The organism is Dyadobacter sp., from assembly GCF_017744695.1.
Taxonomy (GTDB): domain Bacteria; phylum Bacteroidota; class Bacteroidia; order Cytophagales; family Spirosomataceae; genus Dyadobacter.
This window is the reverse complement of sequence record NZ_JAGIAS010000011.1, coordinates 167,890-192,400: the sequence shown is the minus strand read 5'-3', so window position 1 is coordinate 192,400 and position 24,511 is coordinate 167,890. Positions and strand designations below refer to the sequence as shown.

General features: G+C 52.8%; 22 protein-coding genes. 6 read left to right on the top strand and 16 right to left on the bottom strand.

Annotation, left to right across the window (positions count from 1 at the left end):
- Nucleotides 1-13: 13 nt before the first annotated feature.
- A complete protein-coding gene (locus J7619_RS30100; protein WP_291208022.1) occupies nucleotides 14-1,384 on the top strand; it encodes a RagB/SusD family nutrient uptake outer membrane protein in 1,371 nt (456 codons plus the stop codon).
- 99 nt (nucleotides 1,385-1,483) lie between these two features.
- Here the strand turns inward: J7619_RS30100 and J7619_RS30095 are convergent, their stop codons facing one another.
- The 9 genes from J7619_RS30095 to J7619_RS30055 all read right to left on the bottom strand — a co-directional run bounded on the left by J7619_RS30095 (nucleotide 1,484) and on the right by J7619_RS30055 (nucleotide 11,815).
- The gene (locus tag J7619_RS30095) at nucleotides 1,484-3,262 is read right to left on the bottom strand and encodes a RagB/SusD family nutrient uptake outer membrane protein (protein ID WP_291208020.1); all 1,779 of its coding nucleotides are present in this window, start codon (nucleotides 3,260-3,262) and stop codon (nucleotides 1,484-1,486) included.
- 21 nt (nucleotides 3,263-3,283) lie between these two features.
- The gene (locus tag J7619_RS30090) at nucleotides 3,284-6,799 is read right to left on the bottom strand and encodes a TonB-dependent receptor (RefSeq protein ID WP_291208018.1); all 3,516 of its coding nucleotides are present in this window, start codon (nucleotides 6,797-6,799) and stop codon (nucleotides 3,284-3,286) included.
- A gap of 210 nt (nucleotides 6,800-7,009) precedes the next feature.
- Nucleotides 7,010-7,981, bottom strand: a complete 972-nt coding sequence (locus J7619_RS30085) for a FecR domain-containing protein (protein WP_291208016.1) — start codon at nucleotides 7,979-7,981, stop codon at nucleotides 7,010-7,012.
- 99 nt (nucleotides 7,982-8,080) lie between these two features.
- Nucleotides 8,081-8,644, bottom strand: a complete 564-nt coding sequence (locus tag J7619_RS30080; protein WP_291208014.1) for a sigma-70 family RNA polymerase sigma factor — start codon at nucleotides 8,642-8,644, stop codon at nucleotides 8,081-8,083.
- Nucleotides 8,645-8,867: 223 nt separating this feature from the next.
- Nucleotides 8,868-9,434 carry a dihydrofolate reductase family protein gene (locus J7619_RS30075; protein WP_291208012.1) on the bottom strand — a complete coding sequence of 189 codons (567 nt, stop codon included), beginning with the start codon at nucleotides 9,432-9,434 and terminating at the stop codon, nucleotides 8,868-8,870.
- Nucleotides 9,435-9,526: 92 nt separating this feature from the next.
- Nucleotides 9,527-10,036, bottom strand: coding sequence for an SRPBCC domain-containing protein (locus J7619_RS30070; protein ID WP_291208010.1), 510 nt, complete (start codon nucleotides 10,034-10,036; stop codon nucleotides 9,527-9,529).
- Entirely contained in the window at nucleotides 10,033-10,353 is a 321-nt protein-coding gene (locus tag J7619_RS30065) for a helix-turn-helix transcriptional regulator (protein WP_106594777.1), read from the bottom strand. The genes J7619_RS30070 and J7619_RS30065 overlap by 4 nt, the downstream gene beginning before the upstream one ends.
- A gap of 48 nt (nucleotides 10,354-10,401) precedes the next feature.
- The gene (locus J7619_RS30060) at nucleotides 10,402-10,782 is read right to left on the bottom strand and encodes a MauE/DoxX family redox-associated membrane protein (protein ID WP_291208005.1); all 381 of its coding nucleotides are present in this window, start codon (nucleotides 10,780-10,782) and stop codon (nucleotides 10,402-10,404) included.
- 109 nt (nucleotides 10,783-10,891) lie between these two features.
- On the bottom strand, nucleotides 10,892-11,815 hold the full coding sequence (locus J7619_RS30055) for a DUF6454 family protein (RefSeq protein ID WP_291208003.1): 924 nt from the start codon (nucleotides 11,813-11,815) through the stop codon (nucleotides 10,892-10,894).
- Between the two features lie 155 nt (nucleotides 11,816-11,970).
- Here J7619_RS30055 and J7619_RS30050 point away from each other — a divergent pair, with 155 nt between their 5' ends.
- The 3 genes from J7619_RS30050 to J7619_RS32340 all read left to right on the top strand — a co-directional run bounded on the left by J7619_RS30050 (nucleotide 11,971) and on the right by J7619_RS32340 (nucleotide 12,973).
- The gene (locus J7619_RS30050) at nucleotides 11,971-12,219 is read left to right on the top strand and encodes a hypothetical protein (protein ID WP_291208001.1); all 249 of its coding nucleotides are present in this window, start codon (nucleotides 11,971-11,973) and stop codon (nucleotides 12,217-12,219) included.
- Nucleotides 12,186-12,341, top strand: coding sequence for a DUF5683 domain-containing protein (locus tag J7619_RS30045; RefSeq protein ID WP_310589835.1), 156 nt, complete (start codon nucleotides 12,186-12,188; stop codon nucleotides 12,339-12,341). The genes J7619_RS30050 and J7619_RS30045 overlap by 34 nt, the downstream gene beginning before the upstream one ends.
- 170 nt (nucleotides 12,342-12,511) lie before the next feature.
- On the top strand, nucleotides 12,512-12,973 hold the full coding sequence (locus J7619_RS32340) for a cation:proton antiporter (protein WP_409012779.1): 462 nt from the start codon (nucleotides 12,512-12,514) through the stop codon (nucleotides 12,971-12,973).
- On the opposite strand, the gene J7619_RS30035 is transcribed toward J7619_RS32340, so the two are convergent.
- From J7619_RS30035 to J7619_RS30005, 7 genes are all read right to left on the bottom strand, one after another.
- Entirely contained in the window at nucleotides 12,918-14,051 is a 1,134-nt protein-coding gene (locus J7619_RS30035) for an efflux RND transporter periplasmic adaptor subunit (RefSeq protein ID WP_291207997.1), read from the bottom strand. The genes J7619_RS32340 and J7619_RS30035 overlap by 56 nt on opposite strands.
- Before the next feature lie 4 nt (nucleotides 14,052-14,055).
- Entirely contained in the window at nucleotides 14,056-18,399 is a 4,344-nt protein-coding gene (locus J7619_RS30030) for a CusA/CzcA family heavy metal efflux RND transporter (protein WP_291207995.1), read from the bottom strand.
- Between the two features lie 7 nt (nucleotides 18,400-18,406).
- Nucleotides 18,407-18,970, bottom strand: a complete 564-nt coding sequence (locus tag J7619_RS30025) for a YceI family protein (RefSeq protein WP_291207993.1) — start codon at nucleotides 18,968-18,970, stop codon at nucleotides 18,407-18,409.
- A complete protein-coding gene (locus J7619_RS30020) occupies nucleotides 18,960-19,880 on the bottom strand; it encodes a DUF5777 family beta-barrel protein (protein ID WP_291207991.1) in 921 nt (306 codons plus the stop codon). The genes J7619_RS30025 and J7619_RS30020 overlap by 11 nt, the downstream gene beginning before the upstream one ends.
- Nucleotides 19,881-19,883: 3 nt before the next feature.
- Complete coding sequence (locus J7619_RS30015; protein WP_291207989.1) at nucleotides 19,884-20,324, bottom strand: Rieske 2Fe-2S domain-containing protein; 441 nt, start codon at nucleotides 20,322-20,324, stop codon at nucleotides 19,884-19,886.
- Nucleotides 20,325-20,408: 84 nt separating this feature from the next.
- Nucleotides 20,409-21,800 carry a HAMP domain-containing sensor histidine kinase gene (locus J7619_RS30010; RefSeq protein WP_291207987.1) on the bottom strand — a complete coding sequence of 464 codons (1,392 nt, stop codon included), beginning with the start codon at nucleotides 21,798-21,800 and terminating at the stop codon, nucleotides 20,409-20,411.
- An 11-nt stretch (nucleotides 21,801-21,811) separates the two neighbouring features.
- Complete coding sequence (locus J7619_RS30005) at nucleotides 21,812-22,480, bottom strand: response regulator transcription factor (protein WP_291208168.1); 669 nt, start codon at nucleotides 22,478-22,480, stop codon at nucleotides 21,812-21,814.
- Nucleotides 22,481-22,730: 250 nt separating this feature from the next.
- Here J7619_RS30005 and J7619_RS30000 point away from each other — a divergent pair, with 250 nt between their 5' ends.
- On the top strand, nucleotides 22,731-23,774 hold the full coding sequence (locus tag J7619_RS30000) for a sensor histidine kinase (RefSeq protein WP_291207985.1): 1,044 nt from the start codon (nucleotides 22,731-22,733) through the stop codon (nucleotides 23,772-23,774).
- Nucleotides 23,767-24,444 carry a LytTR family DNA-binding domain-containing protein gene (locus J7619_RS29995; protein WP_291207983.1) on the top strand — a complete coding sequence of 226 codons (678 nt, stop codon included), beginning with the start codon at nucleotides 23,767-23,769 and terminating at the stop codon, nucleotides 24,442-24,444. The genes J7619_RS30000 and J7619_RS29995 overlap by 8 nt, the downstream gene beginning before the upstream one ends.
- Nucleotides 24,445-24,511: the final 67 nt, after the last annotated feature.

Genomic DNA, 24,511 nt, shown 5'->3' with positions numbered 1-24,511 from the left:
TTGGATTATCATCATGAAAAAGAACAGATATATCATACCAACCTTGCTTTCAGCCATGCTGATGGCAACGGGCTGCGACAGCAAGCTGGACGTGCAGCCGACCCAAAGTATCGACGAAAATGTGGCCCTCGGTACTTCCCGGGATGTGGAGGTAACGCTCATCGGGTGTTACGATGGCTTGCAGGATGTGGATGTGTATGGCGGGGCATTCCAATATGCGTCCGAACTGCTCGGCAACGCCGACGAGCTGGGCTTTGGCGGTACGTTTCAGAACCTGCTTGAAATGTACAATAAGGAAATGACCACCAATAACGTCACCGCCACTTCTACCTGGCGCGATTCTTACGTGGCGATCAACCGTTGCAACAATGTACTTTCCGCATTGGATATCGTCGATGAGGACAAGCGTGCCCGCATCGAGGGGGAGGCCCGGTTTATCCGCGGATCGATTTATTTTGACCTGGTGCGGCTTTACGCCAAGACCTGGGGAGATGGCGATAATGCTTCGAATCCGGGCGTTCCGCTGGTATTGAAGCCGACGCGAGGCGTTACCGATGCCGACAAAATACCACGGAATTCCGTAGCGGAGGTGTATGCGCAGGCATTGGAAGATCTGACGAAAGCCAAATCGCTGTTACCGGAAAGCAATACCATCTACGCGACCAAATATGCGGCAGCGGCACAGCTCTCACGCGTGTACCTGATGCAGGGCAACTACGCGGCTGCGCGCGACGAGGCCAACGAGGTGATCGTGTCGGATGCATTCTCGCTCAATGCGGCATTCGAATCGCTCTTTTTTACATTTCTTGAAAACGGCGGGGCTAATCCCAAGGAGTACATTTTTTCGATGATCGTCACCCAGCAGGACGGAACCAACGACATGAATACCTTCTTTGGAACGACCATCTCGGCGATCCCCGGAACTGCGGGCCGCGGGGATATCCGTGTGCTGGCCAAACACAGGGGTTTATACGAAACCGGTGATAAGAGAGGGGCATTTTTTGTGACTACCAATAACACATTTACCCGGAAACACCTGGATAAGTTTGGCAATGTGCTGCAATTTCGCCTCGCAGAAATGTACCTGACACGGGCAGAAGCCAACCTGCGGCTCAACAGCCAGGTGGGGGCCACGCCGCTAGCCGACCTGAACCTGATCCGCACCCGGGCCGGCCTGAAAGCAGCTACCGCGGCTACGATAGAGTCTGTGCTGAAAGAGCGGCATTTGGAACTGGCATTCGAGGGCCATACGTTGCACGACCTCAAACGCACACGGCAGAATGTGGGTGCTTTGCCCTATAATTCGCCCAAGCTGATCATGCCCATTCCGCAGCGCGAAATGGACGTGAACAAGCAGCTGGTGCAAAACCAGGGCTACAACTAATAGCCTGGCTGGTGTAAAAATGCAGAAGAGTAGCAGGTTTTTGCCTGCTACTCTTCTGTTTTTTGGGCAACCGATGGCTGGCCGTTGCGGGAACTATGTTTAGTTGTATCCCGGATTTTGTTTGAGCAATGGCGTACCGTTCACTACACTCATGTCGATCTGATATTGCGGGATCGGGAAGTAGTTATTCTTGCCGTCGAGGTATTTGCCGCCGGCCAGATCGGTAGTGATCTTAGACTCGTAGCCGAAATAGGCATTGATGGCCGTATTGGCTTTGTTCCAACGCACCAGGTCGAAAAACCGGTGGCCTTCCATCGCGAGCTCAATGCCCCGTTCGTAATAGATCGCGTCGAGTACGGCGTCCTTCCCTTTTGCCGCCAATGTGCCGGCAGGATAGGGCTTGATCACATAGTTCGCCGCAGGGGTACCCGAGAAGCCGCCCAACGGGTTGGAGTCGTTGGTGTATTTGTACAACCAGCCGGTCTTGTCTGCGGCCCTGCTTCTTACTTTGTTGACATACTCTTCCGCTTTCGCAAGACTTCCGCCATTGGCTTCCGCTTCGGCCGCCAGTAGCAGTACATCGGCAAAGCGGATAACCAGCACGTTGATCGCATTCCCGGGGGCCCACGAGCTCAGATCGGCGTAGAGGTCCTGCGTTTTCTGCCGGTGAATGTTCTTTTTCGGGGCATAAGGACCACCATAGGGCTGGTCGCGCACCCAGTTCATACCCGGGTAAATGCCCCAGTCATGGTAGGGGATACCGCGGCGGCCGACGGTCCAGTCGAGGCGCGGATCGAGGTTGCCGGCGTCGGGGGTGAACGCCGTGGCCGAGGCAATGCCCATGTCGCTTTTTACGGCGTGACCGTTAAAGTCGGTCAGGTAAGGCAACCCGTTGGCGTCAGTGCGGTACATGTTTACGAGCATTTGCGTGGGCTGGAAAAAGCCGCAGCAGCTGAACGGCGCGCCTGTTCCGTAAGGGAAGTTGAGCATACCGCCCTGGTTGGCATTGGTAATATCGAGCGTCCCGTCGTTGGCTACCATTTGTATCGCGAAAACCGATTCCGCATTGTTTTTAGTGGCCGCATCGAAGTTGTCTTTGAAAGAAACGAGGTCGTATTTCAAGCCATTGGTAGTCACGCCATTGGAAATTACATCGGTAAAAACCTTAACAGCGTCAGCATACTTTTTCTGATACAAATAAGTTTTGCCCAAATACGCTCCCGCTGCCCATTTGTTGGCCCTTCCTACCAGGGTTTGTGTAGCAGGCAGCTGCTCATATGCGGCCTTGAAGTCCGCCTCGATCAGCGGCCAGATGTCCTTGTCGTTGGGTTGGTTGAAATCGGTGGTGGTTTCATCGATCCAGGGCACCATATTCCACATTTTCTTCAATTCGAAATAGTAATGCGCCCTGAGAAACCGTGCCTGCACTTCCATGTTCGCCTTGTTTTCGGCTGAAACGTCGGTGGTCAGTGCAAGTACTTTGAGCACGGTGTTCGACCGCGAGACGCCTTCGTACAATGCTTTCCACTTACTGTTGAAAAAACCGTTGTCGGCCCCGGTACTGAACGTGGCAATGGCGCTGATGGGGGTCTGGTCGCCTCCGTCGCTGCCTTTGTGTGCATCGCCGCCGGGAATGGCACCGTATACCCAGTTGTCGGGTGGCGATTCCCAGCCACTGCCACCGGTGAAATCGCCCTGGCCGTCGAGCGCGGCATAGGCACCGGTAAGCAGGCCGTCGATACCCTTCGCATTGGCGAGCACATCGTCGCCCAGCGCACCCTGTACGGGTTTGTCCAGGAAATCGTCCTGGCAGGCCTGTAACATCGTAAAACCGCCGATCCAGCAAAGAGCGGCTATATATTTCATGAACTTCTTCATATCACGTTGCTTGGAGATGAGTTAAAAAGTAAGGTTCAGGCCAATGGTGTATTGCCGGGATGACGGATACGAGCCCTCGTCGATGCCGAATACGGTCGGGTTGCCGCTCGCGTTCCGGCTTACTTCCGGATCGAGTCCTGAATAACCGGTGATCGTGAACAGGTTAGTCGCTTGCAGGTACACGCGGAATTGCTGTGCGCGGATCTTCTTCATCAGCGCAGTCGGGAATGTGTACCCGATTTGTAGGTTCTTCGCGCGCAGGTAGGAGCCGTTTTCCACGAAATAGGAATTGGGCACATTAATGGTACTGAAAGAACTGGAATTCTCCTGGATAGGTGCTTTGGCATTGTGGTTTTCCGGTGTCCACGAATCGTACAATGCGGTTTTGCTTTTTGCACCCGAACGCGAAGAATTGAAATCGCTCCACCAGAGGGTCTGGTTCCAGAGCTGGTTACCCTGAACGCCGTAGAGGAACAGGCTGAAATCGAAGTGTTTGTAATTCAGGGCAATGTTCAGGCCATAACTGAAATCGGGGTTCGGGTTACCGAGCATCTGGCGGTCGGCGGCGGTGATCTGGCTGTCGCCGTTGATGTTCTCATAACGGAACCGTCCTACCGAAGCGCCGTCCTGGTACACGGCATTCGCGTCGCCGGTTTGCTTTACCGCTTCGGCATTGGCTGTTGCGATCTCTTCCTGCGAGTTCCAGAAGCCGATTACTTTATAGCCGAAGAATTGGCCAATGGAATTTCCCACGCGGTTGCGTACAATGGAGGCACCGTCGAATCCCCGGCCCTCAAGATCGAAATAATTGGTGCTGTTGGTGACCTTCTTGATTTTGTTGTTGTAGGTCGTTAAAGTCAGTGTCGCATTCAGTTTCAGGTCGCTCGTCAGGTCGAATTTGGAATCAATTTGCAGATCGATACCCTTGTTTTTCATCTGACCTATATTTACGTACGGTACCGACCCGCCACCGGCCGTTCCGATCAATGCCGGGTTGAACAGCAGGTCCTTGATCTCTTTGACATAATAATCCGCAATCACATCCAGTCTGCCTTTGAAGAAAGTAGCGTCGATACCGATGTTGGTACTGATATTCTTTTCCCAAACGGCATTAGGGTTGCCGATCTGGCTCTTTTCAAAACCTTCCAGCGCGCCCGATCCGCTGGTACCACCGAGGTCGTAGTAAGAACTGCGGCGGTTGGAGCTGTAAGTAGTGAATGCATTGCCCGAAGTCACGTTGATCTGGTTACCCATGATCCCGTAGTTGGCCCTGAGTTTCAGGTCGTCGATCCATGTCAGGTTGCGCATGAAATCCTCACGGGAAATGCGCCAGCCCGCGCTCACAGCCGGGAAGAACCCATAACGCTCGTTGATAAACTTGGAAGATCCGTCCCGACGGAGAATCGCGCCGAAAAGGTATCTGTCGTTGTAAATGTAATCCAGGCGACCAATGAGTGAGTACAAAGCGTCCGCGGAACGGCTGCTCGAATTGGTGCGCGTGCCGGAGCCGGTGCCCAGGTTCATGTAGTTGGGGTCAAAAGAGAAATAGCCCTGCGTGCTGCCGCCGATTTCGTAGTATTTGCCGCTGTAAGCCTCGGTACCCGCCGCGACGGTCAGGTCGTGTTTACCCATTGTTTTGTGAAAGGTCAGCAAATTGGTCCATGTCCAGTTGAAGCCGGAATAGGAGCCTTCCGAGTAGGTATTGGTATTACTATTTTCCTTGTTTTCGTAGGTAGGGAAGGAAAACGAGCTCCATCTGCCGGAGTAGTTCTCGCCACCCAGGCTGGTACGGAATGTAAAAGATTTGAAAAAGTCGAATTCCGCAAAAACATTACCGAACAGGCGGTTGTCCAGTCCTTTGTCGTAACGGGTGCGGTCGCGCATAGCCACGGGGTTGAATGCGTCGCCCATGCCCGAGGCGCGGCTGCCGGCGTAGTTACCCATGATGTCGTGCACAGGCACGATAGGCTGCATACGGAAAGAGAATGCAATGGCCGAGCCGCCGTCGGAGAGGCTGGATTTGGGATTGTCGGAAATCGAATAGGCGAGGTTTTCGCCGATGCGCACGTGCTTGCCGATGTTGTACTGGCTGTTCGAGCGGAGCGTGTAGCGTTTCAGGTAGGTGTTGGTCAATGCGCCCTGCTGGTTGAAATAATTGAGTGAAAACAGGTAGTTGCCCTGGTCGCTGCCGCCGCTGAGCGAGATGTTATGGCTCGTGGAAGGTGCGGGTTTGAATATCTCGTGAAACCAGTCGGTACCGGTTTTGTTGGCCTTTACAATCTGGTTAAAGGTATTGAAATCATCGACCGAAGTGTAGTTCGGGTTCACATAATACAGGTTCGGATTAGTCCGCGGATCACCTTCCGAGGCTCCGGCAGGAAGAATGTAGTCGGGCAGGACGGGAGAGGTGCCATAGCCATACTGGTCGTCGCCCACGGTCAGCCCGGAGTTTTTCTGCACCTGAAATTTCAGTTGCGCCTGTTCCTGCGGCGACAGGGTGTTCCATACGTTACCTCCCGGGGGTGTCTGAATCCCGAACCAGGCACTGTAATTGATTTTAACCTTATCCTTCCCTTTTTTGGTCGTAATGATAATCACCCCGTTGGCCGCTCTTGATCCGTAGATGGAGGCAGAACCAGCGTCTTTCAGCACCTGCATGGAGGCGATGTCGTTGGTGTTCAGGTCGGAAATGGACGTGGTAGGAACACCGTCGACCACGTACAGCGGCGAGTTGTTGCCAAATGTATTCAGACCGCGGATGCGCACCTGCGGCGTTTCGCCCGGCTGGCCCGAGCTCAGGATGGTAACCCCCGAAGCGCGGCCCTGCAACTGGTTGGCGACCTGCCCGTCGGGCGTTTGTTTCAGCTGTTCGACGTCCACGACCGACACCGCACCGATCAGGTCCTTCTTGCGCTGGGCGCCATAGCCGGTTACGACGAGTTCGGTCAATGTCGACACGTCGGGTTTCAGGGCCACGTCCACGCTGGTGCGCGCGCCAACCATCACTTCCTGCGCCACAAAACCAATGAAACTGAATATCAGAATGGATTCATCGCCGGCGATATCGATGGTATAGTTGCCTTCCACGTCGGTCATGGTCCCTTCATTGGTGCCCTTCACGCGGATCGCCACGGAGGGTAACGCCTCGCCCTTTTCGTCGGTTACCTTTCCCTTCACGGGTCGGGCGAGCGTTTGCGTTACCGGCACGATCTCACGCAGGATTTCCGTCTTTGGCCTTTCCGTAATCCCGATCATGTTGCCTACCTGCCTGAATTCCAGGCTGGTTTGCTTTTCGATCATTTTCAGGATCGCCGGAACGGGCTGTCCCAGTGCGTAAATGGTAATTTCCGGTGCTTTACGCACCAGCTTCTCGTCGAAAGCAAAAGTGAGACCGGTTTGCTGCTCGATCTGCCTCAGGACTGTCTTTACCCGGGTTTGCCGCATATCCATGCTGACGTGCTGGGCCTCCGTAGGCCCGGCCATGAGCAAGGCGGTTGTCAGGACATTAATACCCAGTATTAGCGTAGAAATGCGCATACATTTTTTGAATAAGGGGAGCCCCTTATGGTAATAATTCACCATATTTGTCTGATGTTTAATGGTTAAGCTGTTAAACCGCGTCCACCCGCCATTCATGGTTCCAAGCATTGCCTGGCAGGCGACAACCGATACCGGGGACATTCGCAGTGTTCCCGGTATTCACCAGACCAGCCTTCCTGGAAAGCCAGCCCGTATTTTTTGTTCTTCCTATCTGATTACTATCGTACTGTCGTTTAGTTGTGAATAATTGAAATTCTTGGAGAAACCCAGGACTTTCAGCACATCGTTCATGGGTTGGTCGTCGAGGGTCAGCGATATTTTCTCGGTGGAAAGGCCTGGTTTCTCGATAAGGATATGCTGGTTATACTTTCTTTCCAATGCATGCAGCACTTCCACCAGCAGTTCGTCCTCGAACACCATCCTGTTGTCCTTCCAGGGGGCAATGGCCGGTTTGCTGATTTCACTCACATGGATTTTTTGCGTTTTTTCCGGTACCACGGCCTGCTCGGCGGGCAGCAGCATCAGTGCGGGCTGTTCCGGTTTGTCACGAACCTGCACACCGACCTTGCCGGTCTTGACCGTCACTTTGATATCCGGGTCGTTTTTGTAGGCTTTAACATCGAATGAAGTACCTAAGACGGTAATGTCCAGTGTCTTGGCATGGACGATAAATGGTTTGGTTTTATCGTGGGCGATGTCAAAGAATGCCTGTCCCTCGCGCAATACTACTTCGCGGGTTTTTCCTTTGAATGCTACGGGATAGCTGAGTGTCGAGCCTGCATTCAGCCAGATATGCGAGCCGTCGGGCAGGTTTACCCGGATGGTCTTGCCGAGCGGTGCCGCCACCAGCCGGAGGTCGCTTGCAGCAGGCTTTCGTTCGTTGGTCCAGAGCAAAAAACCGACCAGAACGATCGCCGCGGCTGCCGAAGACCAGGCTGTGAGCCTCTGTATCCAGCCGAACCGTTTCGCGGGCATGTATTGCCCGCGCCGGTTTTGCAGGCCCGCGTGCATGCGGTCACGGATTTCGTCGGCGCTTTCCCCCGCCGGTGTGACAATGGTCTCCGGGCTTTGGTCGTCGGCGAGCCGGTCGTACCACTCGTGCAATAGCTGTTTTTCTTCTTCCGTAGCGGTCCCGTCGAAGAATTTCCTGGCAAGCGATCTGATATATTCCTGTGTCATTGCAAAGCGGATTGACCCTTTGCAACACATAGAGGGGAGATGGAGGAAAAACCCCTTAGTGGGGCGGTGATTTTTTTGTGGGTGGTCGGCGGCCGGCCCTCACAACAGCAACGCCACTACATTACTCAGGCTGGCCCTGACGATCTTCAATGCTTTGGTCAGGTGCGCTTCGGCGGTTTTGGGGGAGATGTTCAGCTCTTCGCAGACGTCGGGCAGGGAGCGATCGTGTAATTTGTTGTATTGGAAAACAAGCCTGCATTTTTCGGGCAGGCGATTGGTGAGATTGGTAATGATTTCGAGCAGCAGGCGGTTTTCAATCTCCTGCTCCATCGATACCGAGGGTGCAGCCTCGTGCCGGATCGACTGTTCGATTTCTTCTGCCTGTTTGGATTTAGCCAGGTAGCGGTATACTTCATAGCGGAGCATGGCCGCCAGATAAGGCGCCAGCGATTGTATTTCGAGCGTTTCCCGCTTAATCCACAGGAGCATGAATGTATCCTGTGTGATCTCTTCCGCCACGGCTGCCGACTTCACCATCCGGTGCGCGGTATAGTAGAGCTTGTCCCAATACCGCGTGTAGATTTCATCGAATGCCCGTTCCTCGCCCTCTCTTAGCAGCGCCGCGAGCTGATCGTCGGATAAAGAGGAAGGCAGGGTTCTCATGGCAGGTTAGCAGCAAACCAGTTGTTGTTAACCAAATATATGTATTAATACATTCATAATATTGCTTGATCTTTCAAAAATGCAGAATTAAAAGTAAGAAATTGGGGTAAAAATGGGTGTTGGAATTTCTAAATTGTAGAATTTCAACATTTTATTCTGTTGAAATTATTTTATAAACAGAGGGTTCATTGCAACGCTTCCGGTGAAGCTGTCTGACAATCTTCTATCGCTTCGTGTAGTGCAACGTAACGACACCGGAGCCGAGCGTTCTCGATTCCTGCAATACCAGATTGCTCATGGGGGCATCTCTATCGAACAGGCTGATCCCTTCTCCCAGTATCACCGGATGCAGAGTCAGTTTGTATTCGTCTATCAGTCCAAGTTTTGTCAGACTTTTAGCCAGACCAGGGCTGCCGAATATCACCAGGTCTTTGCCTGGTTGCTGTTTCAATTTGTTCACCTCATCCACGACGTTGTCTTTGATCAGTGTGGTATTGTTCCAGTCGGCACTGGCTAAGGTTGTCGAGAAGACGATCTTGGGAATTTCCTGCACCCATTGTGCATGCGCCAGTGCGTGACCGTTTGCATTCGGGTCGTTCAATACCGTCGGCCAGTAGCCTTCCATTAAATGGTAGGTGTTTTTGCCGTAAACCGGGGCGCCCACTGTTTTGACCAGCTCATCCGCGAACTGTTGCAGCTCGCTGTTGTAGGACAAAAAGCCAAGGCCGCCGTTTTTGTCACCGGCAAAACCATCAAGGGACATGTGTGCAAATAGGATCAGCTTTCTCATTTTGATCGTGTTTCGTCTGTTTTGAATTAGAGTTTCAATATACAAAACTATTGGCTGGGCAGTGTCACCGCCCAGCGCCCATGATATGCATTCTATGCCCTTCCGGTCAACTTAACCAGCAATTCGTCCAGTTTTTCGAGTGTTGCGAGCATGCCTTGTTCCATGCCCATCTGCAATGTCGCTTCCAGATCTTCCAGGGATTTGTAGGTTACCACCGTTTCTACCACCGCATTTTCGCCTTTGTCGGTAAAGGTAACTACCCATTCGGCACGCGGCAGCGACTCGTTGATTTCGCCTTCGGCATTTGAAAAAGCATCAGTCGAAGTGTAAAAGTCGATCGGCTGAATTTTGATATAGTCAGTCCAGCCCCAGTATTCGTTGCCGTTGGGTTCTACCATCGCGTAATGCCAGTGGCCGCCTTCGCGGAAGTCCATAGACTTGGTTTTGGTGGTCAACGGCTTGGGGGCAAACCATTGGTCCAGCAGTTCGCTTTTGGTATAGCAATCCCACACCAGCTGGCGGCCGGCGAGGAATTCGCGGCGTACGGTCAATGTATTGTTTTCTTTGTCTGCTACGAAGTCGAATTGAAGGTTGTGTTTCATTGCTGTTGTTTTTTAAGTGTTTCTAAAAGGTTGTCGAGTTGATCGAACCGACTTTCCCAGATCTTTCGGAACTGTTCCAGCCAATGATCGATCTCCTTCATTTTATCGATCTGAAGTTTGTAATAGATTTCCCGACCCTGCTGTTGCGGTTGGACCAGTTCGCATTCAGTCAGGACTTTCAAATGTTTCGAAACGGCCTGACGGGTCGTGTCGAAATGCTCCGCGATCGCATTGGGTGTCATGGCCTGCACGGCGATCAGTACGATAATGGCCCTGCGGGTCGGGTCGGCGATGGCCTGGAAAATATCTCTTCTCATGGGATTATCTCGGATAATTTCGTGCAAGATAACTTCATCCCGGCTGCATTACCTGGATACGATCGGCAAATACTTTCCCCAGTTGTCGACGATCACCCAGGCGATCACCGCGATAAAAATAAAAACGATGGGCAGGCCCGAGGGGGCGGCGGTGGCATTGGTGAGCAGAACACCCGTAAGGACTGGCAGGAGCACAATAGCCCCGAGTGCGCGGGTCCTGGGCACGGCCAGCAGCAGGCCTCCGGCCAATTCCACGGCGCCCACCAGCGGCATCAGCCAGCCGATCTGCGCAAACGCCATGCCTGTTTTTACCATTTTTTCCGGCAAATCGGCCGGTACGGGCATGTAGTGCAGGAATTTATCCAGACCCGCATTGATGAACATCAGCCCTGTCAATAGGGAGAGAACCGACAAAATTTTCTGTTTCATAGCTGTTGATTGTTTATTTGTGAAACCGATTGGTTGCAAATATATGTGCAACCAATCGGTTTCACAAATAAATTCAGAAAAAATTTTTGATGAATGCGGCCTGCCCGGCTTAGCGTCCTTCGTATATGTAAACAACCGTGTGGTCGTCGTCCGGCGCGAAGGCGAGCCTAAGCTTGCCGTTTTTGACCTCGGGGAAGAAGGGATTGTTGCAGATACTGTTGCCTCGCGGTGTTTTGATGGAGAGTGGCAATTGGTAAACGGTCTGATATCCGTCCGTTTTCATGAGCTGGATGGTTCCCAGTGCAAAGCTCTGTTCGCCTTGTTTCCACCGGTTAAGCCCCGAGCAGAGCATCATTCCGGCGCCTACGTACTTGGCGTCCTGGATTTTGAACGTGAACATGTTATTTGACTGTTTCGAAACGAGCTCCCAGCCGTGGTGCGAGTCGTCTTTGCGCGCCCATTTATAGAATTGCTCGGCGTCCCAGTTCATGCCGATGATCTCTTCTTTGGCTACGCTTACCACCGCCCCAAGGGCATCATGGACATCCCACATTTTTTCGACCTCCATGGTCTGCGGGTCCATTCTGTAAACGATAGAATTGCCGTGCGGGCGATACTCGCAAACCGGTATCCATATGTACTTCCCGTCAAAGTCAATGCCGCCGGGGTGGTAGATGCTCTTTTCGCCGATGGTCACCTGGGCGACCAGCTTTCCGCTTTCGTCGAATTTAAAAACGCGGCCTATGCCTTCGCCGGTGTCGCGGTCCATGCCGTCCACCGGAACGGGATACTTTTCGGGCCAGCGCTTCACATCGACGGCCGTCAGGAAATAGTATCCGCCGGCCTTTGTGAGACCTTGTGTATGAAAGGTTTGGAATGGTAAAACGATGGAGTCAACAAGGGCGAACTGCTTCTCGGAGGTGTACCCTGATAACTTTCGGGCTATTTCGCCGTGATCGTTCTGGGCGGACGTCTTATGCGCAAGCAGCCCGGAAATCGTGGTAAGGAGGACAATTAAGCATTTCAATTTCATAAAGAGTACATTTCAAATGGGTTAGGATCCTGACAAGCAAATATAGGATGTTGCTGAAAAGAATATCCAGAAGAACCTGAGGGACAATTAACATTTTTTATGTTGCGGAAACGGCGTTAGCGTGGTTGTTTGCGATCATCAAATATCAGCAAGCCATGACTAACCTTCAGAAGTTCTCTTACATTGTCGCATTTTGCTTTACGCTGGCAAATGCCCCCGCGAAATCAGCGCCCCTCTTTTATCCTAAAACAGCGGCCTCCGGCGATTCCGCACGCAAACCGGAGGTGCGCGACGCAAAGCAGCGAAGTCCCCGCAAAGCTACGCTTCTGGCGATCGTTCCGGGCTTAGGGCAAGGATATAACGGAGATTTATTTATCTGCTTAGCACAATCGAAGCCAACGTAGCTGCTCATCTCCAAACATTCGATGTTTCCGATGATTTGGTCGTTCGAATCGCCCCCGGTTCGGTCAAAACGCCCTTTTCGCTCCTTAGCCCCGGCTTGCAGGTTGTTTTTCACTTTAAGTAAGCGCGAAGCTGTTTACCGACAGCATTCAAGCGCTACCACGGATCGCCGCCTTCGGGCTTCCGGTGCTGAGGACCGGTATTTGCTGATGGCGAAGACAATTGTCGAAAATGGGCTTGCCGATAGCAAATAATTTTTCTTTTTTCACGGAAAACCGACCGTGAAAGGCATTTATGATCGACTTGATACCCTTTATTTTTATTGTCGCGACGCTGGCTGTCGTTTCCGTTCTATCCGATAAAGTGCGCATTCCATACCCGATCCTGCTTGTACTGGTAGGATTGGTAATCGGCTTCATTCCTGGTCTTCCCCTGGTTGAGCTCGACCCGGAGGTCGTTTTTCTGCTTTTTCTTCCACCCCTTCTTTTCCGTGCCGGGTGGAATACGTCGTGGCCGGCTTTCCGGGCGGCAATAAGACCAGCTCATCGTCACCCAGTTCAAGCGGGATTTGCTGCTGCGGTTCCATCGGGAGGCTTCCTTTTCGGAAGCGGCGATCAAAAAGATGGAGCGAGAGCTGGATTTGGACGAGGCCAGGCTTCGCTCGCATATGTAATCCGATGGCTCCTTCATGACAGAGCCTTTATTCATCGGATTTGTTTTTCAAAAACATCAGCAGCGAGTAGGCGCCTTTGGTGACGCAGCGTGTCCCACGCAGTTCGGGGCTCAGGATTTCGGTAACACCGTTTTCACTGTTGCCCGTCTGCACGGCCGTCATGGCAAATCCTTCCTTTCCGGGGATGAAGATGTATTCTTTTCCCTCAAAGCTGACAATGGCATCGTCCGGCAGAACGGTCGCGTTGCGGGATTCCAATGCAAGCTCCGCGTTCATGAATGTGCCGGGTAGAAGGTCGGGCTCGTATTTCTGAAAGTGACAATGGACTTCGGCCGTACGCTCGGCGGACAGGTCTTTGCTGACCAGTATCACTTCGCAGGCCAGCTTCCGCTCAGGCGTGGAATTGGTGAAGGCTAATACCTGCTGGCCCTTGCGGATTTTGTCAAGGTCTTTTTCGAACACTTTCAGCGCCAGATGAATATCCGATGGATTGATCAGATCAAAAAGCACCTCGGTGGGAGCCAGGTATTTGCCGATATTCACATTGACCCGCGACACATAACCCGAGATCGGTGAGTGGATGTTGATGCTGCGTGAGATCCGGTCAGCGCTGATCTGCTTCGGGTTGATTCCCGCGAGCCGAAGCTTTTCTGCCAAAGCACTGACTGCCACCTGCTGAGCCCGGAAATCGGCTTCGGCTTGCTGATAGGTTTTATCGCTCACCGATTTGGAACTATTCAGGTTTTTTTGCCGCTCGTATTCGGTCTCAAGGTACCTGATGCGGGCGCTGCCGGCCAGGTAGTCCTGTTGCAGCTGAATATACTGCTGGTCTTCCAGCACCGCCAGCACCTGCCCCTTTTGCACTTGCATTCCAGGCAGGAGGTTGGTTGATTTCAGATAACCGCCCAGCGGCGCGCTGATCGACACCATATTTTGCGGCGGCACGTCGATCTTCCCGTTCAGACGCAGTACGGACGAAACCGGCGTCACTTTAGGAAACTCTGCGACGATCCCCGCATTGCGAATTTGTTCGGGTGTCAGCTTTGCGACGTTCTCTTGTGTTGGCGCTTCGGCGGCGGAATCCTTATCAGCCGTTTTGGCTGTGCAGGAGCCAAGTATGAGGCCGAGTGCAGTGTAAAGCAAAAATTTGGTATCCATCATTCACTTATTGGCTAAGGAAATAGTCCAGTTCTATGGCATTTTGATTCAGATTGGCGACCGTATCCAGGTATTCGCTCCTGATCGAGGTGGCCTGTGCGATCAACTGGCCCCATTCCAGGTAATTGATATTACCTTCCTGAAGTTGACGGGTGGCCGTCAAAACAACCAGCTCGGCATTGGGCACTGCGGAATTCTGATAGTAGCCGAGCCGTTCGAGCAACTGAAGGTAACCTGTTAGTGCCGCTTTGTAACGAGCTGCAAACTGCCGGTGCTCGCTCTGATATTGTTCCCGGGCAGCCTCGGCGGCGATCCTGGCTGCCTGAATACGCGCTTTTTGCGCACCCGCGAAAAGGGGAATGCCTACTCCGACTTGCGTGGCCTGAAAGCGCGGCCAGCCATTGTACAGTTTATTGTCGGCTCCCGTCCCCCGCATGCTCATATTATTATAAGCAAGGCTCAACTCCGGCAAAAGGCGGGCCTTTTCGACAGCAATGGCTGCGCCGGCAACGGTTTGCTGCCGACTGGCCAGCTGCATATAGGGGTGCGATAATAGTTTGGCCGTATCCGCATACCCGGGCGCCGGAAAAATGAGCGGGCCGTCGTCCGGTTCATAGGATTCTGATCCGTTCAGCAGCAGGTTGAATGTGATAAGCGCGAGCCGATGGTCGGCATCCAGCTGCCCCCGCTGCTGCCTGATTTGCCCGAGCTGCATTTCGGCACTAGTCTTTTCCAGTACGTTGGTCTCTCCCCGCGCCAGGCGCTCGCTTGCGCGTGCAGCGACCGCCCCGAACAGGCTGTCGAGCGAGCCCAGAAGCCGGGCTTTTTGCCGGAGGTAAAGTAACCTGTAGAATTGATGCGTGACATTACGCCGCAGATCGAGCGCGGTGGCAGATGCTTGCAGGGCGCCTGCCTCATACTCTTGTTCCAGAAGCGAACGTTGCCTCCTGTACACCACCGGAAGAAACACGGATTGGGATAATGCAAACCGGGTGTCAGTGTAAGCGCTGTTGATCTGTCCCGCCTCTATACTCACAGCGGTTTGCGGTAGAGTAACGGCAGTTTTCATCAATGCCCGGCGGTATTCCGCCCGTAATTTTTCGCTTTTCAACTGGCTGTTGTCTTTCAGGGCCAGGTTGATGGCTGTTTCCAACCCGATCTGCTTTTGAGCCCGGGCCTGACCCGGTGCAAAGAGGAATGCAGGGATCAGGAGTGCGGCCGCGCCCGCTTTGATATGGAACCGGCTTTCGAATACCATGTACAGGACCGGTAAAACGAATAATGTCAACGCCGTCGCGACCAGCAGGCCACCGATCACCACGGTGGCCAATGGCCGTTGCACTTCCGCTCCGGCACCATTGCTGACGGCCATCGGCAAAAAGCCCAGAGAGGCGACAAACGCGGTCATCAGGACCGGGCGAAGCCGGTGGCTGGCACCTTCCAGGATGGCCTTCTGAATAGCGCTTTCACCCACCTTTCGAATGCGGTTGAACTCGGCTACGAGCACGATCCCGTTCAGTACCGCCACTCCGAACAGCGCGATAAAGCCGATCCCGGCACTGATACTGAACGGCATTCCACGCAGGGCCAGCAAGAAAATCCCCCCGATAGCCGATAGTGGAATCGCCGAGTAAATCAGCAGCCCGTCGCGCACCGAGTTGAAAGCAAAATAAAGCAGCACGAAGATCAGCACGAGCGATACGGGAACGGCGATCATCAACCGCGCTTTGGCGGCATTCAGGTTTTCAAAGGCCCCGCCATAGGTCACATAATACCCTGCGGGAAGCCGCAGGCTTTTGCCGACTTTCGTTTGAAGCTCGCTTACAATGCTCTGTACGTCACGCCCCGCCACATTAAAGCCCACCACAATACGACGCTTGGCATCCTCCCGCTGAATCTGATTAGGGCCGGAAACAATGCGGATGTCGGCAAGTTGCGAAAGCGGTACCTGGTTCCCGCCGGAAACGGGTACCAGCAGATCGCGAATGAGCGCTACATTCCTTTTTTGTGCCGGACTAAGCCGGACAACCAGGTCAAAGCGTTTTTCTCCCTCAAACACCATCCCCGTACTTTGGCCGGCGAGCGCGGTGTTTATGATGCGGTTCACTGCCCCTACGGTAAGGCCGAATTGCGCAATGGTGTTCCGGTTGTAACGGATCACTACCTGCGGCAGCCCGGATACAGCTTCGACGTACAGGTTCCGGGCTCCATCGACTTGATTGACAAGCTTGCCCAGCCGGGCCGCATATAATGCCAACGTATCCAGGTTTTCTCCGAATATTTTGCAAACCACATCCTGCCTGGCACCGGTCATGAGCTCATTGAAGCGCATTTGCACCGGAAACTGAAATCCGGCTGTCACTCCGGGCACTTCCTGCAAGGCGCGGCCCATTTTTTCAGAAAGCTCGGGGAAGGTCCTGGCCGAAGTCCATTCGCTTTTGTCTTTCAGGATCACCATCATATCGCTCGCTTCCATAGGCATCGGGTCGGTAGGCACTTCGCCGCTACCGATTTTGGTGACCACTTTTTCGACCTCGGGGAAACGGCTTTTAAGAATGTGCGCCGCCTTGGTGGTATTGGTAATCGTGGTGGTCAGGCTGCTGCCTGTGAGCACGCGCGTATCGACCGCGAAATCCCCTTCTTCCAATGCAGGTATGAATTCACCTCCCAGCGTGGTAAGCGTAAATATCGCCGCAGCAAAAAGGAGTAATGCGGATAGTATGACGAGCCTGGGCAGATGCAATAGCTTTTCCAGCGCGACCACGTAACCGGCCGTAAGTTTGTTCATGACGCGGTCCGACCAGTTGGGCGCGTGGCTCACTTTTTTGCTCAAAAATACCGCGCTCATCATAGGAATGTATGTGAGTGAAAGCAGAAAGGCACCCAGCAGTGCAAATGCCACAGTTTGTGCCATAGGCTTGAACATTTTTCCTTCAATGCCCTGTAAGGTGAATATGGGCAGGTATACGATTAAAATAATCATCTGTCCGAATACAGCGCTGTTCATCATGCGGTCGGCCGACTCGTTGACCTGCTCGTCCATTTGTTTCTGTGTGAGCCGGCCGGTGCCGGAAAATTGGGTGCTCCGGGCGATCTGATGCATTACCGCTTCGACAATGATCACCGCACCGTCGACAATCAGGCCAAAATCCAGTGCCCCAAGGCTCATCAGATTGCCGCTGACGCCGAACGTGTTCATCATGATGACCGCAAAAAGCATAGCCAACGGAATGACCGATGCCACCAATAAACCTGCCCTGAGATTCCCCAGAAAGAGCACGAGTACGAAAACGACGATCAATGCGCCTTCCAGCAAGTTTTTTTCAACAGTCCCGATGGCGTTGTTGACCATCTTGGTACGGTCCAGGAATGGTTCTATCACCACACCTTCGGGAAGCGTCTTCTGAATCTGCGCTACGCGTTGCTTCACAGCGGCGATCACCTCACTGCTGTTGGCTCCTTTGAGCATCATGACCACAGCGCCCGAGACTTCTCCCTGATCGTTATAACACATGGCGCCGTATCGGGTTGCGAAGCCTGTATTCACTTCGGCGACGTCGCGGATGAAAACCGGTTGTCCGTCGGGCAGGTTTTTGACGGCGATACCGCCAATGTCGTCCAGATTTTCCACAAGCCCCTCGCTGCGGATATAAAGTACCGAAGGCCCCTTTTCGATGTAGGCCCCTCCCGTATTGGCATTGTTTTCCTGTAATGCGGTGAATACATCATTGATATTCAGCCCCATGGAGAGCAGTTTCGCAGGGTCCACTTCGATCGAATACTGTTTGAGTTTGCCGCCGAAACTGCTCACTTCCGCAACGCCCTTCACGCCGAGGAGCTGTCTTCTGACGATCCAATCCTGAATCGTGCGGAGCTCGGTTTCATCGTAACGGTGCCGGTAACCCTCCCGGGCGCGGACCACATACTGGTAAATCTCGCCAAGTCCCGTGCTGATGGGCCCAAGCTCCGGCGTACCAATGCCTTGCGGGATTTGCCCCTGTACTTTGCCAAGGCGTTCGGAAACCTGCTGTCGTGCCCAGTACACATCCACGTCGTCCTCAAAAACGATCGTGACCAGGGAAAGGCCAAAGCGGGAGAAACTGCGTATTTCTTTCAGTCCCGAAATGTTATTGTTGGCCTGCTCAATGGGAAAGGTGACGAGTCTTTCGATATCGGTCGCACCGAAGGATGGCGCGATGGTAATTACCTGCACCTGGTTGTTGGTGATGTCGGGCACGGCGTCGATCGGCAGCCGGGTAAGCTCGTAGCTGCCGTAGCCTATCAGCGCAAGGACGACCAGTCCCACGATAAGCTTGTTGCTGACCGAAAAGGCGATGATTTTGTTCAGCATTGAATGGCTACGAGGTTTTCTTCAATATGAGAACGAACTTGTTTTTAACTGAAATGGACTCTGCAATTTTGGTGATTACTAGGGTAGGGACCTGGATATTGTGATCCGCCAGCCTGACGTCGAATTCGCAATTCAGCGTGCATTGTCCGTGGTCTATGGTCAGCTGACCTTTCAACACCCGTTTTTGTTTGACACCGTGGATGTCCAGGGAACCTTCCGCGCTCACGGCGTAAGTGCCGTCCTTGCTGTAATCGATATGCTCAGCCAACTTTCCCGTAAAGCTGGCTGCCGGATATTTCTCCGTTTCCATGTAGTTTTCGTTGTAATGCTCCTGCATGAGCTTGTTGGGAAAAGTAAATGCCCGATGTTGCATTCGCACCGCGATTTCCCCGTTGGTGCTATTCAGCAGAACCGCTACCTGCTGGTTTACAGCCGAGATATTTTCCAGGGGAGTTTCCGAAAAAAAGCTCGTTTGTCCGGTTTTCGTCATGTAAATCTGCCCGCTGGCGCAAATTGCCAGGAACTGGCTGGCCATTAGCAGAAATGCCCATCTGAAAAGCTTAGTATCCATTGCCGTTGCTGCGTTTTTTGTTTTTGTCAAAACTGAAAGTCCTGGCGACGTTGAAACCATAGAAGATATCCCCGTTGCTCCATTTGCCGGTCGTTTGGCCGAGGAACTGTTTCTCGATCATACCACGGGAGTTTGTCAAATGCAGCTGGAACACGTGTCCGCCCGTCTCGATGTCAAAACCCAGAGACAGCGTATTGGTGTATTGCGGGTCGCGCTGTGTCGTGTTGCCGATGCGCTTGGGCGTGTACCAGTATTCGGCATTGAACGAGGTGCGTTTGGTGAGCTTGTAGCGGCCGCCGACGCCCAGGGCGTACAGATTGTTCGCGTCCAATGGCTTTTCTGCCAGGTTGCGATGCATGATGGTTGGCGTGAGCTGCAAGGAGAGGTTTTCATTGAATTTCCGGGCTATCAGCGCCTGGAATGTGTAGGTCTGCCGCTGGGTAATGGTGTAAAATGGAAGGTCCGGCGTAGATGTGCTTGCATTGTGCGCGTCGCTGGCGAAAAGTGTAACGGACACGGGTATGTTACGCAAGCCGCCCGACTGGCGAAGCAAGCGGTACTTCACGAAAACGTCAATCGTTTTCTGATAGCTGCTACGGCCCAGCCCTACCATCAGCCGGTCGGTGAGGCCGTATTCCAGCGCGAGGCGGATCTGGGATTCGTCCAGCCCGAAAAAGTTGCCTGCCCCGGAATTGATCGCCCCGAAACGGTGCGAAATAATGAAGTCCATGTTATTCTTGCCAACCGTTTCGATGGAATGCCCGTTGATAATGCGGGTGCCTTTGAAAGTCGCCGCCGCATAATGTATGGTCGAGTCATCGGCTTGTTCCAATTCCTTCATCAGATCGGTCTGGGCCACAGCCATGAAAGTTATGAGGCTGAAAAATAGAACGAATGTCGTTTTGAGCATGGCTTAGGCAGTTATGGTAAGGATCTGGTCGGTAAGGGAGGTTGTGTAAACGGCTATCCCTTTCTTGCCTTCACTGTTGAGGCCTTTGCCGGTATTGTCGTATTTGGCCCCGTGTGCTGTGCAATAGAAATGGTCGGTTTGGTAAATTACCTCATTCCGGCCTTCGTGGCTGCACGTCCGGGTGGCCGCTATGTATGCGCCGGTGTTGCTTCGTGCGATGACGACGCCATCCTTCACGACATATCCGCCATTGGATTTCAGGGCCGCGTAAGCGGGGTCGTTCAGGTCGAGGGTCATATTGGTGGGCGCGGGATTGACGCGGTCGTTGGTACAGGATTGCAGATGGCTGCCAAAATAGATGGCGGAAAGTGCAGCTCCGCCAAAGCCCAGCTTGCGCAGAAAGGCATGGCGGGTCAGGTTCTCAGCGTGTCCGGTGGAGTTCATAGATGATTAGCGGGATTAACTCTGATTGTTTTCTGTTTGAATCAAAGGTATTCCCGGCTTTCTTAAAGGATTCTCAAGGGATTCTTAAGATTGGCTTAAGATTGGAAATGAGAGCGTAACTTCGGTGCCTTTGCCGAGCTGGCTATGGATGCTGAAATCTACCCCAAGCATCTCGCACATGCGGTTGACGATGGACAGGCCCAGCCCGCTACCCTTCACCTCGGGGTGCGACAGGGGGGCCGACCGGTAGAAGGCGTCGCGTATGCGATTGATGTCGTTAGGGTCAATGCCTATTCCCTGGTCAGTTACCGTGTAATGCGTCTTTTCGCCGGAAGTTACGATCCTGATCATCAGGCCGGCCGGGCCGGATGAATACTTCACAGCATTGGAAATAATATTGTCGAGCATGATGTCCGTCATGTACGGATCACTATATACGATATGCGATCCGTCGGTTTCCAGATCCACAGAAAGTTTCTTTTCGACGATTTGCTGCTGGTGGCGCACCAGAATGTTACCGGTGAGTTCGGAAAGGTCTGTGGCCCCCATGTCCATCGCCTTTTGCTGACTTTCGAACCGGGTTAATAGCAGGAGTTGATCGACCAGGTGGTTGATGCGGTCCATTTCCGCGATGCAAAAGGAGATTTTTCTGATGTATTCATCCGCCGACCGCGGTTTTCGTATCAACACTTCCAGCGTGCCTTTAATCACAGCCAGTGGCGTACGCAGCTCATGCGAGGCGTCGGCGGTAAACCGTTTTTCACGTTCGATGGCGTGTTCGACGCGGGTCATCAGTTCGTTGAGGGTGGTGACCAGCAAATGCAGCTCGTCCCGAACAGCCGGCACTGGAATGCGGCTCGTCATGTTATCGTTGGAAATCTTGCTGGCCGTTTCTATCACCGTCAGCACGGGTTGTATGCTTCTGCCGGCTGTGTACCTGGTAAAAACGAACAGGATCGCCAGCGCCGCCGGGAAAGCGACCAAAAGCACGACCTTAAGATTGAAAAGTACCCTTTCGGATTCGTCGATGGGCATTGCGACAATGATGTAGCCTGCCGGCCGGTTGTTTTCCTTAATGGTCACCTGTATCTGTTCGATCGCCCGTCCCTGCAAAGTGGTTTTGAAAACGGCGCGATCCACCGTCGAGAAATGGAGTTTCAGAGAGTCATTTTTAAGGTTGGGTGATTTATCGATGACATTCCCCGAAAGGCTCGTCAGGACCACAAATACCGGATTGATTTCCAGTTCGCTGTGCTCGCGTTCCAGCCACTCGGCTTTGTCGGCAAAGTAGGGTTGCCCGTGCAGGACGCCCACTTCATAGAAATGTTTTTCCAACTCGTAGCCGAGGTCTTTTTCCAGACGATTGAAAACCGTCGCGCTGACGATGTAGTAGATCAGCAGAAAAATGAATGCCACCAATAGCCCCGTCCCCAGGGTAAAATTTAGTGCGATCCGGTTTCGATAGGAGGAGGTCATTCCCGCATTGTTCATATTTCCTTTGCTATGTAACCCACGCCCCGGATGGTCTGGATGTAATCTTCCTCTTTGGTGAGCCCCAGCTTTTTGCGCAGTGAATTGATGTAAACGTCAATGACGCCGGTATTGTACTCGAAATGAATGTCCCAGACGCTCTCGATGATGCGTGTCCGTCGGCAAACCTTTCCTTTATTACGCAGCAGAAATTCCAGCAGGCCAAATTCTTTCTGCGTCAGCTTGATTTCCTGTGAATCCCTGAAAACCTGGTGGGATTGGGTATCGACCAAAATGGGCCCCAACCGAAATTCAAGCTGCTCGCCTGATTGCGGCCGCAATTGCACCTTGATCCGTTCCAGAAGTTCTTCAAAACTGAATGGCTTTTTGATGTAATCATTGGCGCCGGCCTGCAAGCCGAATACGGTATCCTGGACCGTATCGCGGGCAGTCAGAAAGATAACAGGCGTTTTGATACCAGCCTTCCTGATTTCCCTGCAGACTTCAACACCGCTTTTTCCGGGCAGCATCCAATCGAGCAGTACCACATCGTATGCTTCTGCGAGCGCCATTTCGAGCCCGTTCAGGCCATTGGTGGCCGTATCTACCGAATAGGATTCTTCTTCAAGCCCCTGCCGGAGGAAGTTCAAAATGCCGGGTTCGTCTTCGATGATCAGGATTCGCATACTCTGGGTCGTGATACGGGTATCAGGGTATACGAAGTAAATAAGAAGCAATGGAATATTCATCCGATCGACTCTTAAGATATGCTTAAAAGTGTGATTGCTGATACTGGCTGGTATTGCCTGCCTACGGTCTGTCGACTGCGCGCGTAAGCTTCGGCGAGACTATCGGTTCAACCCGTCCGTTGGCCGGTAAAATAGCGGCGTTGACGGTGTTCCTTTCGAGTGTATCCGGAAATGGGTATTATCGCGTATGATTGAGCCGACAAAAGAAGCGTGGCAGCCGATATTGGAACGGAAACTCCCGGTATTGCTGCATTTGCTGGGATGGGGCATTTACGCGACCCTGGTTTTTTATGGGAACTTCGCCCGCATGTCCCCCGGGTCATTTTTTTTGCATTATGGCCTGGCTTTCGCTATGCACGCGGGCAGTTTTTATCTCAACTATCTGTACCTGGTACCTAGCAGCCTGCCCAAGTATAGTATAGCGCGTTTTTTGGCGGCGAACCTGCTCGCGGCGGTGTTGATGGCGTCCTGCGTAATCTTGCTGGAAGGCCGGCTGGCGCCCGGAAACCATATGATAAGGCGAATACTGGGCGGCGATTTACTGCCATTGATGACCAGAATTAGCAACTATATCGTTTTTGCCGTTCTCGGGCTGTTTATCAGGCTGAGTGTAGACTGGTACGGCAAGCTACGCAAAGAAAAAGAGGCGGAGAATGAGCATCTCAAATCCGAGCTTGCACTATTGAAGGGGCAGATTAACCCTCATTTTCTCTTTAATTCGCTGAACAACCTTTACGCACTTTCCCTCCGCCAGGCGCCGGAGACCCCCACTGTGATCCTCCGCATTTCGGAAATGATGCGCTATCTCCTGTATGAAACCAATGCCGGGTCGGTACCACTTGAAAAGGAGATCGATATGGTACGTACCTATGTGGCTATGAACGAGCTGCGCAGCAAATCCGGCGAGGATAGCAGATTGGAGGTTTCCGGGAACCTCCAAGCCGTGATGATCCAGCCACTGCTGCTTTTGCCTTTGATAGAGAATGTTTTCAAACACGGGACATCGCCGATGAAGATCGCGATTCGGCTGGATGGCCCCGTACTTAGCATTCATACCGAAAACAAAATACGGGCTGCGGGGCCGGAGGATAGCGGTGGCTTTGGTATTGCTAATTTGCAGCGAAGGCTCGCATTGCTGTACCGGAATGCACACGAACTTACATTCAGTCAGGAGCAGGATACATTCGTTGCCGACCTGACTATTAAACTCAACAGCCAGGGCCATGATTAAGTGTATTGCCATCGACGACGAATTCCTTGCATTGGAAATTATCGAAAACTACGTTTCCAAATGTCCTTTCCTGGAACTCGTCGCCACGTTTTCATCTCCATTAGAAGCATTGCCTATGCTGAACCAGGGGGGATGTGACCTGCTTTTACTGGATATTAATATGCCTCAGGTGAACGGGATGGATTTTCTGTCGGCGATCCCCAATCCGCCGCTGGCCGTGCTGACAACGGCCTATCCGCAGTTCGCACTCGCCGGGTTCGAGGCCGGGGTGGTCGATTACCTGGTCAAACCGTTTTCCTTCGAACGCTTTCTGAAGGCGGTACAAAAAGCGCAGTCCCTGCTTGCGCCGCGAATGGCCAGTGGCCCGGAGTATCTTTTCGTGAGGTCGTCGCACCGGATGATCCGCGTGGACCTGGGCGATATCCTGATGCTCGAAGGCAAAAAGGACTATGTGGCGGTGCATACCCGGGCTCAGGTGATCGATACGCTTACAACACTTACGGCATTCCAGGAGAAGCTGCCGGTAAAGGATTTTGTACGTGTGCATAGGTCTTTTATCGTCGCCCTGAACAAAATCAACGCGATCGAGCGAAACATCATATATATAGGTGAAAAGAAAGTCCCTGTCGGGGAAATGTTTCGCGAAGATTTGTTGCGCCGCATCGGCTGACGTTTCAGGCCGCATTTTTTAGTCGTTTATTTCGAAGCGTTCGGAGGCAAAAAAGGCCTGTTGGTGA